We start from the raw sequence: 15,514 nt of genomic DNA, 5'->3' as shown, positions 1-15,514 counted from the left end.
GGCGCCGCTTCGACGCCAGGTCAGGGGACCGCTGGGCCCGACAGATAGTTGCCGTCGCTGTCGTACGGCCAGGGGTTCGCCTTGCAGCCGTCGAGCCCCTTGATCTGCTGCATCATTGCCGGAGCGGGCTTGCCTGGCCCCGGGCACCCCTCGTGCCCGTACCCGAGGAAGTGGCCGACCTCGTGGTTGACCGTCAGCGCGTGGTAGTCGGAGAGGCTGTGCTGGTAGTACGGGGAGGCCAGCAGCCAGCGCTTGATGTTGACGATCACGTTCTTGCCGACGCGGCAGTTGACCTCGCCGCCGGTCTCCAGGCCGCCCTGCCCGCACATGCGGTCCACGGTGCCCGGCGTGGCGACGACGATGGTGAAGTCGTGCGCCTCGCCGCCGTCGGTGACCTGCTGGAAGGACGCCTTGCCACCGGCCGTCCAGCCACGGGGGTCGTCGAAGACCCTGCGCACCTCGGCCGAGACCGCGTTCGGGGTCTGCGCCAGGTTCTCCTCCACCTTGACCTTGTAGCGGAAGAGCCTGCCCGTGCTGCCGATCCGCTCCCCCGCGACCGTCGCCGTGCGGAACTCGCCGGGACCGTCGGCCGGGTACGTCGCGTTCGGGTCCACGGCGTCGCCGCTGGGGGACGAGGAGCCGCTCGGGGACTTCGAGGTCTTCGGCTTGGCCGACTTCTTCGACGGGGAAGGGCTCGGCTTCGGGCTCTCCGAGGGCGAAGGGCCGGCCGTCGCCTCGTCCGAAGCGCCGGAGGATGCCGTGGCCGTCTCCCCGTCGGCCCGCTCCTGGCTGTCCGGGACCAGGAAACCGCCCAGGAGCGCGGCGGCGGCGACCACCGCGAGCGCGCATACCGCCAGCACCACGGAGCGTGACCGCGAGCGGCGCCGACGCCGCCGTCTGCCCCGTCCCGCCGGGGCGTGGGATATCCGCGACCGCCCGTCGGACCGCCCTCTGCTCATCCGGCGAACCCGACGTTCGCCGTGCGAGGGTCGGCGCCAGCGCTGCCGTACTGCTCGTCCATAGTGCTCTGTCCCATCCGCGGAGGGCGCTTCGGTCTCCTGCGGGAGATCAGATGCGCGCACCCCGGCAAAAGTTCACGGAAGACCGCGCCAGGCCGTCGCGGCGCCCGGCCCCCGGCCCCGCTCAGGCGCGGTCGAGCAGCAGCCGCTGCGCGCGGGGGAGCTTGGCGACGACCAGGTCGTAGGAGTCCTCGATCAGCTCCCGCACCATCCGCTCGGGCAGTGAGCCGTCGAGGACGACGGTGTTCCAGTGCCGCTTGTTCAGGTGGTAGCCGGGGAGGATCGCCGCGTGCGCCGCCCTCAGCCGCACCGCCGCCTCCGGTTCGCACTTGAGGGTCACCCGAAGCGGCTCGTCGTCCAGCGAGCTGAACACGAAGATCTTGCCACCCACCTTGAACGTGGCCAGCTCCGGGTTGCCCGGGAACGGGTAGTCCTCGAAGGCGCCGTTCATCTCCAGGCAGAAGTCACGCAGCGCGTCAGGGGTCAGGGTCACGCCTGCCGCTCCTCGCTCCCGGCCGCCGTCACCGGCCCGTCCTCGGCGCCGGTGGTCTCCTCTTGCGGGGCCCGCGGCGCTTCGGCCGTGGGACGCACGGGTTCGACCAGCACCGTGACGATGCGGTTGCGGCGGCCCGCGGGGGCCTCAGCCGTCAGGCGCAGGGCGTGCAGCCCAGGGTCGGAGCGGTCCTCGGTGACGTCGATCGTCGCCGTCGCGCCCGCGATCGGGACGCGGCCCAGCGCCTTGGCCAGCAGGCCGCCGACGGTCTCCACGTCCTCGTCGTCCAGCCCGACCAGCCCGTACAGCTCGCCGAGATCGCCGATGTCCAGGCGGGAGGTGACGCGGTAGCGGCCCTCGCCGAGGTCCTCGACGGGCGGGAGTTCGCGGTCGTACTCGTCGGTGATCTCGCCGACGATCTCCTCCAGGATGTCCTCGATGGTGACGATCCCGGCCGTGCCGCCGTACTCGTCGACGACCACCGCGACGTGCGTGCGGTCCTGCTGCATCTCGCGCAGCAGGTCGCCCGCGTTCTTGGTGTCGGGCACGAAGAACGCGGGCCGCATCGCCGTCGAGACCAGCTCGGACTCGGCCTCGCGGCTGATGTGGACCTTACGGGCCAGATCCTTGAGATAGACGATGCCGACGATGTCGTCCTCGCTCTCCCCCACCACCGGGATGCGGGAGAAGCCGGAGCGGAGCGCGAGGGTCAGCGCCTGGCGGATCGTCTTGAAGCGTTCGATGGTGATCAGGTCCGTGCGCGGGACCATCACCTCGCGCACGATGCGGTCGCCGAGCTGGAAGACGGAGTGCACCATCTTCCGCTCCTCGGCCTCGATGAGCGACTCCCGCTCGGCGAGGTCCACCATCGCGCGCAGCTCCGCCTCGCTCGCGAACGGGCCCTTGCGGAAGCCCTTGCCCGGCGTGAGCGCGTTGCCCAGCAGGATCAGCAACTGCGGCACGGGGCCGAGGATGCGGGCGAGCGGGACCAGCACGTACGAGGCCGCCGTGGCCGTGTTCAGCGGGTGCTGGCGGCCGATGGTGCGGGGCGAGACGCCGATCGCGACGTACGAGACGAGCACCATCACCGCGATGGCCACCGTCAGGGACTCCCACGTCGCGTCGAAGGCCCGCAGGCACGCGTACGTGACGAGCGCGCCCGAGGCCACCTCGCAGGCGACGCGCAGCAGCAGCGCGAGGTTGAGATAGCGCGTGGGATCGGCGGCGACGAGCGCGAGGCGGTCGGCGCCGCGCCGCCCCTGGCGCACGGCCTCCTCGGCGCGGTAGCTCGTCGTGCGCGCCAGGCCCGCCTCGGCGCAGGCCGCCAGCCAGGCGACGACGACCAGCAGGACGGCCGCCGCGATCAGTTGCGCGGTCACGACGTGGTGGTCGGCGCCGGGGACGGGCCTTCCATGCCGCGCTCAGCGCGCCAGCCGTCGAGGATCGCTGACTGGAGACCGAACATCTCCGCCTTCTCCCTGGGTTCCTCGTGGTCATAGCCCAGCAGGTGCAGCGCCCCGTGGACGGTGAGCAGTTGCAGCTCCTCGTCCATGGAGTGCTGCGTCGGCGCGTCGGCACCCTGCTTCTCGGCGACCTCGGGGCACAGCACGATGTCCCCGAGGAGGCCCTGCGGCGGCTCGTCCTCGTCCCTGACGGGTGGGCGCAGCTCGTCCATCGGGAAGGACATCACGTCCGTGGGGCCCGGCAGGTCCATCCACTGGATGTGGAGCTGCTCCATGGCGTCGGCGTCGACGACGATCACGGACAGCTCGGACAGCGGGTGGATGCGCATCCGGCCCAGCGCGTAGCGGGCGATGTCGAGGAGGGATTCCTCGTCCACTGCCGTGCCGGACTCGTTGTTGACGTCGATCGCCATGGTGCGGGTTACTCAGCGCTTTCTGTTGCTGGTGCCGTTGCCGTTACCGGTGCTGTTACCGGTGCTGTTGCCGTGTCCGTTGGCGCCGTTGCCGCCGTTCATGGTGCCGTTGCGGTCGTCGAAGCGCTGATACGCGTCGACGATGCGGCCGACGAGCTTGTGCCTGACGACATCGGAGCTGTCGAGCTGCGAGAAGTGCACATCGTCCACGCCGTCCAGGATCTCCTGGACCTGGCGCAGCCCGCTCTTCGTGCCGCCGGGGAGATCGACCTGCGTGACATCACCGGTGATCACGATCTTGGATTCGAAGCCGAGCCGGGTGAGGAACATCTTCATCTGCTCGGGGTTCGTGTTCTGCGCCTCGTCCAGGATGATGAACGCGTCGTTGAGGGTGTTGTGCGTCAGCAGATGATCCTGCGTGACGTACAGCGAGTCCTCGGCGGCCACCTGGATGCATACACACTCCTCGCGCCCGGCGGGTTCGATGGAGTCGATGAACCGCATCGGGCGCCCACCGCCTCCGGCCGCGTGGTACTTCTCCCGCTTGCGGGCAAGACGGAAGGGCTCTATGTCTTCGGGCAGGCGGATGTCGATGACGTGGGCGTCCCGGCGATAGGGGACATCCCGGCCGTTCACGCGTCCCGGCCTGCGACCCTCTGCCGCGCGCCGCCGCGCGTACGCCGTTCCGCCCAGCGACTGGACGAGTGCGATGACGTCGTCCCGGAGGAGGATCGAGGTGGTCGTGTACTGAATCCGGCAGGTGCGGTCCGCCTGGGTGACCGGGCCGCCGTCCGAGTCCAGCAGCCCTTGGAGAAGCGCCAGTCGGACGTCCGTGGAGTTGTGGAGGTACTCCTCCGGCACGTGCTTGGTGTGCGACCGCGCGCCCAGCAGGTCGAGTGTGCGCAGCGCGCCGGTGACCGGGTTCTCGGAGCGCATGGAGTCGCCGGGCTGCCGTACCCGGTTCAGCACGTAATCGACGCGGGTCTTCTGCCGTGCGGTGACGCCGGGGAACGAGCCCGCCAAAGCGGTGGCCAGTTCCGGATCCGCGGTGGAGAACGACGGGGTGGTCTTACCGGTGATGCAGCCGTCCCCGAGGAGCAGCCCCAGCGCGTACGGGTCCATGGGGACCTCACGCCCGGGGAAGCTGACCGGCGCCGTCAGCATCGGCAGCTCGTACCGCCGGGCGTGAGCGGCGCGCAGATTGCCGATCATCTCCTGGGTCTCCATGACCCGCCACGGCTTGCCGCGCCGCTTGTCCGAGGCCGTACGGACCGTCCACAGGTGCTCACCGCAGGCCAGCGTCCAGGCGCCGTCCTGGGACGTGACCCGGTAGACGTCCTTCTCCCCCTGCGGATAGACACCCAGCACGGGGGTCGGCTCGCCGTTGGAGCCGATCACCAGGTCACCGACCTGGAGGTCGCCGATGGGGCGCCAGCCGTCGGGGGTGAGGACCTTGGTGAAGGTCGGCTGTGCCCTTCCCCGCATGTACGCCAGCGGCGCGACCTCGATCGTGCCCGCCGCCATCAGACGGGGGATCGAGTCCGGGTCCAGCATGTCGTGCAGCGCGTCGTAGAGCGGGCGCAGATACGGGTCGATCTTCTCGTAGAGCGTGCCGGGCAGGAAGCCGAGCCGCTCCCCCGCCTCGACGGCCGGGCGGGTCAGGATGATCCGCGTGACCTGCTTGGCCTGGAGCGCCTGCACCGCCTTGGCCATGGCGAGATAGGTCTTGCCCGTGCCGGCGGGGCCGATGCCGAAGACGATGGTGTGCTGGTCGATCGCGTCGACATAGCGCTTCTGGTTGAGCGTCTTGGGGCGGATCGTCCGCCCCCGGTTGGACAGGATGTTCTGCGTCAGCACCTCGGCCGGGGTCTCGCTCCCCGTCCCGGCACCGCTCTCCTGATCGCGCAGCATCGCGATGGAGCGCTCGACCGCGTCCTCCGTCATCGGCTGGCCCGTGCGGAGCACCAGCATCATCTCGTCGAAAAGGCGCTGGACGAGGGCGACTTCGGCGGCATCGCCCGTCGCGCTGATCTCGTTCCCGCGGACGTGGATGTCCGTGTGCGGGAACGCCTTCTCGATGACACGCAGGAGGGAATCGCCAGAGCCCAGCACGGTCACCATCGGGTGCTTGGCTGGGACGGAGAAACGGGCGGTGGCCTGATCCTGCCCGGCCTGGTTCGTGGTTGTCTGCGTCATGGGCGGCCTCTGGGGCCTGCTCATCCCTCTCTGTACTGTCCGGCTCCTGGGTTATCAAGAGTACGACGCGCCACTGACAGGCAAGAACGCATTTACGGTCTCGGTTACGCCTCGCTCACCCCTGCTTACCCGACCCCGCGGCAGGCCCCCTGCGGAAGCCGATCGTCGGCACCGCCCTGCGCAGCGGCCACTGACGGCCACAGCCCATGAGCAGCGCGTCCAGGAAGGCGTAACGGCGCAGGGCAGCGGCGTCCTGGTCCGCGTACCGGCGCGTGTGCTGCCACCAGGCGGCGATCTCGGCCCAGCCCGGCGCCGAGAGCGAGCCCCCGAACTCCTGCACCGACAGCGCCGCCGTCAGCCCCGCGAAGGCGAGGCGGTCCGCGAGGGGCCACTCGGCGAGGCTCCCCATGACGAACCCGGCGACGAACACGTCCCCCGCGCCCGTCGTGTCCAGCGCCTCCACGGCGATGGCGGGCACGTCCGCGCTCTCGCCCGTACGGCCGTCCACGGCGCAGGCGCCCTCGGGGCCGAGCGTGACGACGGCCAGCGGCACATGTTCGCTGAGCGCGCGGGCCGCGGCGCGGGGGCAGTCCGTACGGGTGTAGCGCATCGCCTCGGCCGCGTTCGGCAGGAACGCCTCGCAGTGCGCCAGGTCAGGGAGCGCGGCGAGGTCCCAGCGGCCCGTGTCGTCCCAGCCGACGTCGGCGAAGATACGGCTGCCCCGGCGGGCCGCCGTCGCGATCCACTCCTGGGAGCCGCCCGGCACCAGCGAGGTCACACACGCACGCGCGGGCGGCGGGCACTCCGGTGCCTGCGGGTCGTAGGCCGTCGCCGCGTCCTTGGGCGGGGCCTCGTGGCCGTGCGAGACCATCGTGCGCTCGCCCTCGTACGCCATGGAGACGGTCACCGGGCTGTGCCAGCCCGGGACGGTGTGCGACAGGGCGAGGTCGATGCCCTCGCCGTGTTCCAGGGCCTCGCGGCAGTAGTCGCCGTACATGTCGTCGCCGAAGGCGGCGGCGAGGGAGGTGCGGAGGCCGAGGCGCGACAGCGCCGTCGCCATGTTGGCGACGCCGCCGGGGCTGGAGCCCATGCCCCGGGCCCACGACTCCGTGCCCCGGACCGGGGCCGAGTCCAGGCCCGTGAAGACGATGTCCAGGAAGACGGTGCCCGTGAGGTAGACGTCCCAGTCCGTCCGGTCCGCGTCCTCGTCGCGGAGTGCGGCGAGGGGGTCGAACCGCGATGGCGGGCGCGGGGTGCTGTGTGGGGCGTCCCTGTCCGTCGTTCCCTCGACGCCCGTGTCCCTGCCCGTGCCCGTGCCCGTGCTCACCGTGCGTTCTCCTCACCGTCGGCTGTGGGTACGGCGATGCCAGTGTGCCTCAGCGGCGCGGAAACACAGGGTTGCCCCTGCATGTTGGTGTGCCCCTTCACGGGGGGGGCGGGGTGAAGGTCACACGGGGTGCCCGTTTCTCGCAAGGGTGCGCTCTGTGGGTGCCCCTTGGGGGGTTCGTTCGCGTGTGGCGGGCCGGTGGCACGGGTTGTGCCCACCCGTCCCGCCAGCGGGACGATTGCCCACAACTTTTTGGCGTGCCGTCGCCTGGCGGGGGCGCCCCTTGAGGTTTCGTCGCCAAGTGCGGGCCGGTGGCTTCGGCGCGGCCTATGGACCGGTAGTACGCGGCTGGCGCCGCGTGATTCATGGCTTGTGCCGGTGGTCGTGTGGGGTTGGCGACAAGTGCGGGTCGGCTTTTCGGCTGCCTGCACATACTCGTCGCCACCACTTGCGGGGACACCCCACCACGTCCCCTCCCGGTCGCGGCCGACTGCACGCCCGCTCCAATTGTTGTGGGCAAGCGTCCCGCTCGGCGAGGGGGCACCTCCCAGCAGTAGCTGGGGGAGGGTGGGCACAACCCGTGCCACCGGCCCGCAGCACGCGAACGAGACCCCGAGGGGGCAATCGGCTAGGCGCACCCCTGCACAGGGGGTGTTGCGCGGGACGGTTGGCCCGGGGAGTGGGGACCGTAGGTCCCGCGCTTGCTGTTGTGCCGCCGCACGCCATGGAGCCGACCCCAGCCGACCCGGAGGAGCAGCGGGCCACCGGCGGGACGGGGACGGGGTGGGGTGTCCCCGCAGGTCGAGAAAGTCACCGGCGGAAAGCCGACAACGAGACCTTCACGCCGAGGAGACACCCCACCCCGGCACCGGACACCCACCACCCACACACCGCACACGGCCACCGTCGGACACCAAGAATCACGCGGCGCCAGCCGCGAACAACCGGTCCACACGCCGCGCCGTAGCCACACAGCCGCACCCGGAAACGGCGCCCAGCCCAGCGCAGCGCCCCGTGCTGCGGCGCAAAAATCAGCGCGGGACCCTACGGCACCCACCTCACGGGCCAACCGTCCCGCGCAACACCCCCGGACAACCAGAACCCACCGTTTCCTTCCGCACCCCGCGAAGGGGACCCGTCCCGCGCAACACCCCCGTGAAGCGGCAACCCCCCGTTGCCTACCGCCCCCCGCGAAGGGGGTCGTTGGGGCCGCCGCCGTGGAGGAAGCGGACGGACAGGGCGCAGAGGACGCCCACCACGGAGAGGCCGATCAGGCCGCCCTCGGTGGAGCCCGTCGCGTCCTCCAGGATGCCGAACGCGGTCGGCGAGACGAACCCGCCCAGGTTCCCCAACGAGTTGACCAGCGCGATCGCCGGCGCCGCGACCCGCGCATCCAGGTAGCTCTGCGGAATCGTCCAGAAGACCGGCGAGGAGGTCTTGAACCCCATCGCCGCCACGCACAGCGCCGCCAGCCCCCACCAGGGCGAGACGAGCGTCGCGAGCGTCGTCCCCACGGCCCCCGCGAGGAGCGCGCCGACGAGGAAGGGGCGGCGCCTGCCCGTGCGGTCGGAGGCACGTCCCGTCAGGTACACCGCGACGAGCGCGCACAGCCAGGGCACCGCGACCAGCAGGCCGACCTCGAACTCGGAGAGGCCGCCGATGTCGTCCACGATGCTGGGCAGCCAGAAGGTGACGGCGTAGAGCGCGAGGGATATCGCGAAGTAGATCCAGCAGAAGAGCAGCATCTGCGGGTCGGTGAACAGCTTCCAGCGGGAGATCCTGGACGTGTCGCGGCGCGCGTCACGCGCGCGCTGCTCGTCCTCCACCATCCGCGCCAGGCCGTTCTTCTCCGCGTCGGTGAGCCACGTCGCGTCCTCGACCTTGTTGTCGAGGAAGCGGTAGGCCACCACGCCGAGGACGACGGAGGCGATGCCCTCGATGAAGAACATCCACTGCCACCCGCTGTGCCCCCAGATGCCGTGCATCTCCAGCAGCGCCCCGGAGAGGGGCCCGGCGATCACGGAGGCGGTGCCGGAGCCCATGAGGAAGATCGCGGTGGCGCGGCCCCGGTCCGCGTCGGGCAGCCAGCGGGTGAAGTAGTAGATGACGGCGGGGAAGAAGCCCGCCTCGGCGACGCCGAGGAGGAAGCGGAGCACGTAGAACATCTCGACGCTGGTGACGAAGGCCATGCCGGTGGCGACGAGACCCCAGGTGACCATGATCCGGGTGAGCCAGATCTTGGCGCCGAACCGCTCCAGCAGCATGTTGCTGGGCACCTCGAAGATCGCGTAGGCGACGAAGAAGAGCCCGGCGCCCAGGCCGAACGCGGAGGCGGAGATGCCGACGTCGGCGCGCAACTGGTCCTGCGCGAAGCCGATGTTGACGCGGTCGATGTAGTTCGCGACGAACATCACGAAGAAGAGCGGGACGACCCGCTTGAAGATCTTGCTGACGGCGGTCCGTACCGCCGGGTCCTGCGGGGCGACGTGCGCGGAGAGGTCTGCGGCCACGTGCGGCTCCGTCTCTTCGGGGCTGCCCGCCATTGGGCAGCCGGAGGGGGGACTTGGTGGGGGCTGGTGGGGGCGCGTGCCCCGGCGCGTCCTCGCCGGGGCACGGGCGACAGGCGGTGACACTCAGGCGCGCGCGCACGCGCGCCACGTCACCAGCGCGGCACGGCCGGAGCCGTCCAGCCGGGCTCGGCCTTGCGCATGGCCGCCGCGTCGTCGCGGTCGCGCATCGTGCCGTCGTCGTCCAGCCAGCGCTGGTGCAGGGCTGCCAGCTTGTCGCGGTCGAGCGTGACGCCCAGCCCTGGCGCGTCGGAGACGGCGACGGCGCCGTCGCGGAAGGCGAGGCGTTCGGTGATGACGTCCTCGGTCTGCCACGGGTAGTGGCTGTCGCAGGCGTGGTCGAGCTGGGGGACGGTGGCCGCGACGTGCGTCATCGCGGCGAGGCTGATGCCCAGGTGGGTGTTGGAGTGCATGGAGACGCCGACGCCGAAGGTGCGGCAGACGGCGGCGAGTTCGCGGGTGCGGTGCAGGCCGCCCCAGTAGTGGTGGTCGCTGAGCACCACCTGGACGGCGCCCTTGGTGAACGCCTCCGGTATCTCCTGGAACGTGGTCACGCACATGTTGGTGGCGAGCGGCAGCCCGTCAACGGCGGCGGCGACCTCGGCCATGTTGGCGGTGCCGCTGGTGGGGTCCTCCAGGTACTCCAGTACGTCGCGCAGTTCCTCGGCGACCTTCAGCGAGGTCGGCACGGACCAGGCGCCGTTGGGGTCGAGGCGCAGCGGCTTGCCGGGGAGGGCCTCGGCGAGGGCGCGGATCGCGGCGATCTCCCGCTCGGGCTCGTAGACGCCGCCCTTGAGCTTGAAGGAGCGGAAGCCGTAGTCGCGGACGAAGCGGAGGGCCTGTTCGACGACGCCCTGGGGGTCGGTGGCCGCGCTCCAGTCGTCGGGTTCTCCGGCGCCGTCGGGGTGCTCGGCCCAGCGGTAGAAGAGGTAGGCGCTGTAGTCGACGCGGTCGCGGACCTTGCCGCCCAGGAGGGCGTGGACGGGGAGCCCTGTGGCCTTGCCGAGCGCGTCGAGGCAGGCGACCTCGAAGCCGGAGACGACGGAGAGCCGCAGCTTGTCCGCCGTCTGCACGCCGCGCAGTCCGCCGACGTCGACGGAGTTCTCGACGCGGGCCGCGTCCACGTGGACCTCGTCGGCGAGCGCGAAGAGCGCGTTCAGCCCGTCGACCCGGTGGCCCTCCAGGCGCTTCGCCAGCGCGCGTGCCAGGTCGAGGTACTTGGTGTCCCCGTAGGTCTCGCCGACGCCGGTGACGCCGTCGGCCGTGACGACCTCGATGATCAGGCGGGGCGTGTACGGCTGGTGCACGCCCTGGGTGTTGAGCAGCGGGGGGTCGGCGACGAGGATCGGGGTGAGCCGCACCTCGGCGATGGTCAGATCGACGGGGGCGGGGACGGGGGTGTCGGCGATGCTCATGCGGCGGCTCCTACGAGGTCGAGGCCGGTGGCCAGCAGCTTGTCGAGTCGGGCGAGGTCCTGGGGTTCCGGGTCGGTGAGCGGCGCCCTTACGGGGCCCACGGGGCGCCCGCGCAGCCGGGCGGCGGCCTTCACCAGCGAGACGGCGTAGCCGGGCACGCGGTCGCGCAGTTCGACGAGCGGCACGTAGAAGTCGCGCAGCAGCGTCTCGACGCGGTCGTCGTCGCGGGCGCGCAGCGCGGCGTAGAAGGCGTCGGCGATCTCGGGCGCGAAGGCGTGCACGGCGGAGGAGTAGGCGGGGACGCCGACGGTCGCGTACGCCCTGGCCTGGACCTCGGCCGTGGCGGCGCCGTTGAAGAAGAGGAAGCCGTCCGGCGCGGCGAGGGTGAGCCGCTGGAGCCGGTCGAGGTCGCCGTGGCCGTCCTTGAGCCCGATGACGCCAGGGACGGCGGCGATCTCCGCGAGCGCGTCCCTGCCGTAGGTGACCTGGCCGCGCTGGTAGGCGATCAGCGGCAGGCGGGTGCGCGCGGCGAGGTGCCGCAGTTGCGCGACGAGGCCGTCCTGCGGCGCCTTGACGAGGTAGTGCGGCATGACGAGCGCGGCGTCGGCGCCCGCCTCCTCGGCGATCCGCGCGAAGCGGGCCGCCTGCGCCCAGCCGTAGCCGACGCCCGCGACGACGGGCAGCGCGCCGTCTGCCTCGGCGACGGCGGCGGCGACGACCTGGCGGTACTCGTCCTCGTCCAGCGAGAAGAACTCGCCGGTGCCGCAGGCGGGGAAGAGCGCGCCGGGGCGGGTGGCGAGCTGGGCGGCGAGGTAGTCGCGGTAGCCGGGCAGGTCCAGTTCCCCGTCGCGGCCGAAGCTGGTGAGGGGGAAGGAGAGGACTCCCTGCGCCATGCCGTCGCGCAGCCGCGCCGCCACGCGTGCCACGCGCGCTGTGTCCGCCGTGCGCGTCGTGCTCGCCGTGCGCGCCGTCATGGGGTGATCACCGGATTCAAGTTGTCTCCGTATGTAGATGACGTCTACGTATGGAGATGGAGATTAGGGAGGTGAACAGGCGCCGGTCAATACCCCGGCAACGGTGAATAGTTCGGTGCACGGATGTGAGCGATTACGATCGGCCCATGTCAGAGACGGGTGGCGTACGCGCCGTGAAATCGGCTTCCCGCACCGTGGACCTGCTGGAAGTGCTGGCGGCGCGCGGGGACCGCCCGGCCCGGCTGCGCGAGCTGGCCGAGGAACTCGGTGTCCCGCGCAGCAGCATGTACGCGCTGCTCCAGACCCTGATCGAGCGCGGCTGGGTCCGTACGGACGCGACGGGCTCCCTCTACGGGATCGGCATCCGCGCCCTGCTCACCGGCACCAGCTACCTCGACAGCGACCCGCGCGTACGGGCCGTGCGCCCCTTCATGGAGGAGGCGTCCGAGGCGCTCGGCGAGACCATCCACCTGGGCCGCCTGGACCGGGGCGACGTGGTGTATCTCGCGACCCGCGAGTCCCACGAGTACCTGCGCACCCTCAGCCGCGTCGGGCGGCGCCTGCCCGCGCACGTCGGCGCCCTCGGCAAGGCGCTCCTCGCCGAGCGGCCGGACGGCGAACTCCCCGTACCCGACGGGGAGCTGGAGCGGCACACGCCCCGCACCCACCCCGACCGCGCCGCGCTCGTGGCCGACCTCGCCGAGGTGCGCGAGCGCGGCTACGCGATCGACCGCGAGGAGGGCGTCACCGGCATCGCGGGCTTCGGCTTCGCGCTGCGCTACGACTCCCCCGCGACGGACGCGGTCAGTTGCTCGGTGCCCGTCGCACGGCTCACCGGCGAGCACGAGGCGCGGGTCGTCGCGGTGATGCGCGAGATCCGCGACAAGATCGAGGCGACGACCCCCCACGCGACGGAACCGGGCGCCCCGGCCTGGCGCTGACGGGTTCCGGCGCTGACGGGTTCCGGCGCGGACGGGTCCAGCGCCGACGGACTCCAACAGCGCCCCCCGGGTTCCGGTGCCGACGGCCCAGCGCGCCAGCAGCTCCCCCTTGCCACAGGCGAGGTCGAGATGCCGCTGCCCCTCCCGCAGCCCGACGGCCTCGGCGAGCAGCGCCAGCTTCTCGTCGTGGAACACCCCGCGCCGGTACTTCGTCACGAAGACCAAGTGCACATGCATCGCCGAAAAAACATGCCTGCCATACCTTTAAGTGCTTTATCTGTCCATGATGTCGATCGTCATAGGATCTGGCGCATGCAGCTTCGTTACAACTACCGGGCCTACCCGGACGCCTCCCAGCGCCGTGCGCTGGCGCGTGCGTTCGGGTGTGCTCGTGTGGTGTGGAACGACTGTCTGCGTGACCGGAGGGAAGCGCATGCGGCGGGGCTGCCGTATGTGACGGCGGCAGAGTTGTCACGGCGGCGTATCACCCAGGCCAAGCGAACCGGGGAACGTGCCTGGCTCGCCGAGGTCTCGGCAGTTGTCCTGCAACAGTCCCTGCGGGATCTGGACGCGGCATACAGGAACTTCTTCGACTCGCTGAAGGGCAAGCGGCCCGGCCGTAAGGTCGGCCCGCCTCGGTACAAGTCGAAGAAGGATGCCCGGCAGTCGGTCCGCCTCAACGCCAACGCCTTCTCCCTCCCCGGTGACGGCAGGGTGTATGTGGCCAAGGTCGGCCACCTCAAGGTCAAGTGGTCCCGTCGGCTTCCGGCCGCGCCTACGTCCCTGACCGTCACCAAAGACAGCGCGGGCCGGTACTTCCTCAGCTTCGTCGTGGAGACCGAGCCGGACATCCTCCCCGCGCTGGGGACAGAGGCCGGTATCGACCTGGGCCTGTCCGTCTTCGCCGTCCTCTCCGACGGCTCCAGGATCGCCAGTCCGCGTTTCCTGCGCCGGGCGGAGAAGAAGCTCAAGCGTCTTCAGCGGGAGCTGTCCCGCAAGGCGAAGGGGTCGAAGAACCGGGCCAAGGCCCGCATCCGAGTGGCCCGTCAGCACGCCAGGGCGGCGGACCGGCGCCGGGACTGGCACCACAAGGCATCCACACGGATCATCCGCGAGAACCAAGCGGTGTATGTGGAAGACCTCGCGGTGTCCGGTCTCGCCCGTACCCGGCTGGCCAAGTCCGTGCACGACGCGGGATGGTCCGCATTCGTGGGCATGCTGGAGTACAAGACGGCCCAGCACGGCCGCACCTTCACCAGGGTGGGCCGCGCCTTCCCCTCCTCCCAGCTCTGCTCGGTCTGCGGAGTGCGGGACGGCCCCAAGCCCCTGCATGTGCGGGAGTGGATGTGCGGGGCGTGCGGCACAGTGCACGAGCGTGACCACAACGCGGCCCGCAACGTCCTCGTCGAGGGACGCCGTATCGTCGCCGCCGGACGGGCGGAGACACCAAACGCCTGTGGAGCGCCGGTAAGACGAGCACCCGTGCCCGCACAGCGCCGTGAAACAGGAAGCCCCCGGAAGGGCCACACGACCCAGGCCGGAAACCCTGGACTTTAAGCCAGGGAGCACGTCAACTTCCGTAGTCGGCCCACCCGGCGCCGGGACAGGCCCCGTGCCCGCCCCGGCGCCCCGCACGACGACGGCAGGAGCACCCCGCGCATGAGCAGCACCGGAAGCGGAACCGGCACCGGAACCGGAACCGGAACCGCGCCCGTCACCCTGGAGGACGTGCGCGAGGCGGCGGCGCGGCTGGAGGGGGTGGCGCACCGGACGCCGGTGCTGCGCTCGCGGACGCTCGACCGGCTCGTGGGCGCCGAGGTCTTCCTGAAGTGCGAGAACTACCAGCGCGTCGGCGCCTTCAAGTTCCGTGGCGCCTACAACGCCGTCTCCCGGCTGGATCAGGCGCGACGGGAGCGCGGCGTCGTCGCCTACTCGTCAGGCAACCACGCGCAGGCCGTCGCCCTCGCCGCGCGCGAACTGGGCTGCCCGGCCGTCATCGTGATGCCCGAGGACGCGCCGCGCGCCAAGCTGGAGGCGACGGCGGGGTACGGCGCCGAGATCGTCACCTACGACCGCTGGACCGAGAGCCGCGAGGAGATCGGCGGGCGCATCGCGGCGGAGCGCGGCCTGCCCGTCGTGCCGCCCTACGAGCACCCCCACGTCATCGCGGGCCAGGGCACGGCCGTGCTCGAACTGCTGACGGAGACCGGCGAGCTGGACGCCGTCGTGACGCCCATCGGCGGGGGCGGGCTGATGGCGGGCTCGGCCACGGCGGCGACGGGCCTGTACCCGGGCATCCGCATGATCGGCGTCGAGCCCGAGGCGGGCGACGACACCAAGCGCTCGCTGGACGCGGGGCACCGGGTCGCCCTCGACGGCGTGCCCAGGACCATCGCCGACGGACAGGGCGCCGTGACCCCGGGCGAGCTGACGTTCTCCGTCAACCAGCGGCTGCTGGAGGACGTCGTGCTGGTCGGCGACGACGAGATCCGCGCCGCGATGCGGTTCGCCTTCGAACGGCTCAAGATCGTGACCGAGCCCAGCGGCGCGACGGGCCTGGCCGCGCTGCTCACCGGGAAGATCGGCCCGCTGCCGCGCCGCGTCGGCGTCGTCATCTCGGGCGGCAACATCGGCCTGGAGCGCTTCGTGGAGCTCATGGGGGGCCGGGGGGAAGCGTAGGCACCCGCCGGGCCCCCTGTGCCCTGG

General features: G+C 71.3%; 12 protein-coding genes and 1 pseudogene. 3 read left to right on the top strand and 10 right to left on the bottom strand.

The window, feature by feature from the left end; genetic code table 11:
- Window positions 1-20 precede the first annotated feature (20 nt).
- The 9 genes from ACYVOO_RS12080 to ACYVOO_RS12040 all read right to left on the bottom strand — a co-directional run bounded on the left by ACYVOO_RS12080 (window position 21) and on the right by ACYVOO_RS12040 (window position 11,867).
- A complete protein-coding gene (locus tag ACYVOO_RS12080) occupies window positions 21-863 on the bottom strand; it encodes a DUF3152 domain-containing protein (protein ID WP_461015644.1) in 843 nt (280 codons plus the stop codon).
- A 280-nt stretch (window positions 864-1,143) separates the two neighbouring features.
- Window positions 1,144-1,506, bottom strand: a complete 363-nt coding sequence (locus ACYVOO_RS12075; RefSeq protein WP_453348553.1) for an MmcQ/YjbR family DNA-binding protein — start codon at window positions 1,504-1,506, stop codon at window positions 1,144-1,146.
- Between the two features lie 2 nt (window positions 1,507-1,508).
- Window positions 1,509-2,891 carry a hemolysin family protein gene (locus ACYVOO_RS12070; RefSeq protein WP_461015643.1) on the bottom strand — a complete coding sequence of 461 codons (1,383 nt, stop codon included), beginning with the start codon at window positions 2,889-2,891 and terminating at the stop codon, window positions 1,509-1,511.
- The gene (gene ybeY, locus ACYVOO_RS12065) at window positions 2,888-3,388 is read right to left on the bottom strand and encodes an rRNA maturation RNase YbeY (RefSeq protein WP_461015642.1); all 501 of its coding nucleotides are present in this window, start codon (window positions 3,386-3,388) and stop codon (window positions 2,888-2,890) included. Before ybeY ends, ACYVOO_RS12070 begins: the two co-directional genes overlap by 4 nt.
- Before the next feature lie 12 nt (window positions 3,389-3,400).
- Complete coding sequence (locus ACYVOO_RS12060) at window positions 3,401-5,584, bottom strand: PhoH family protein (protein ID WP_461015641.1); 2,184 nt, start codon at window positions 5,582-5,584, stop codon at window positions 3,401-3,403.
- A 115-nt stretch (window positions 5,585-5,699) separates the two neighbouring features.
- Window positions 5,700-6,911 carry a carbohydrate kinase family protein gene (locus ACYVOO_RS12055; protein WP_461015640.1) on the bottom strand — a complete coding sequence of 404 codons (1,212 nt, stop codon included), beginning with the start codon at window positions 6,909-6,911 and terminating at the stop codon, window positions 5,700-5,702.
- 1,178 nt (window positions 6,912-8,089) lie between these two features.
- Window positions 8,090-9,322 carry an MFS transporter gene (locus ACYVOO_RS12050; RefSeq protein ID WP_461015692.1) on the bottom strand — a complete coding sequence of 411 codons (1,233 nt, stop codon included), beginning with the start codon at window positions 9,320-9,322 and terminating at the stop codon, window positions 8,090-8,092.
- A 248-nt stretch (window positions 9,323-9,570) separates the two neighbouring features.
- A complete protein-coding gene (locus ACYVOO_RS12045; protein WP_461015639.1) occupies window positions 9,571-10,893 on the bottom strand; it encodes a glucarate dehydratase family protein in 1,323 nt (440 codons plus the stop codon).
- Window positions 10,890-11,867, bottom strand: coding sequence for a 5-dehydro-4-deoxyglucarate dehydratase (locus tag ACYVOO_RS12040; RefSeq protein WP_461015638.1), 978 nt, complete (start codon window positions 11,865-11,867; stop codon window positions 10,890-10,892). The genes ACYVOO_RS12045 and ACYVOO_RS12040 overlap by 4 nt, the downstream gene beginning before the upstream one ends.
- A 146-nt stretch (window positions 11,868-12,013) precedes the next feature.
- Here ACYVOO_RS12040 and ACYVOO_RS12035 point away from each other — a divergent pair, with 146 nt between their 5' ends.
- Window positions 12,014-12,808: an IclR family transcriptional regulator gene (locus ACYVOO_RS12035; RefSeq protein ID WP_453348707.1), complete on the top strand. Its 795-nt coding sequence runs from the start codon at window positions 12,014-12,016 to the stop codon at window positions 12,806-12,808.
- Window positions 12,809-12,967: 159 nt separating this feature from the next.
- Here the strand turns inward: ACYVOO_RS12035 and ACYVOO_RS12030 are convergent.
- Window positions 12,968-13,045: pseudogene (locus ACYVOO_RS12030) on the bottom strand (IS200/IS605 family transposase); the annotation flags it as partial.
- A 75-nt stretch (window positions 13,046-13,120) separates the two neighbouring features.
- Between ACYVOO_RS12030 and ACYVOO_RS12025 the strand changes: the two are divergent.
- Both ACYVOO_RS12025 and ACYVOO_RS12020 read left to right on the top strand, forming a co-directional pair.
- Window positions 13,121-14,365 carry an RNA-guided endonuclease InsQ/TnpB family protein gene (locus ACYVOO_RS12025; protein WP_461015637.1) on the top strand — a complete coding sequence of 415 codons (1,245 nt, stop codon included), beginning with the start codon at window positions 13,121-13,123 and terminating at the stop codon, window positions 14,363-14,365.
- A gap of 102 nt (window positions 14,366-14,467) precedes the next feature.
- The gene (locus tag ACYVOO_RS12020; RefSeq protein WP_461015636.1) at window positions 14,468-15,487 is read left to right on the top strand and encodes a pyridoxal-phosphate dependent enzyme; all 1,020 of its coding nucleotides are present in this window, start codon (window positions 14,468-14,470) and stop codon (window positions 15,485-15,487) included.
- The last annotated feature ends 27 nt before the right edge of the window (window positions 15,488-15,514 follow it).

This window comes from Streptomyces daliensis (genome assembly GCF_054782395.1).
This window is presented reverse-complemented; position numbering and strand designations above follow the sequence as displayed.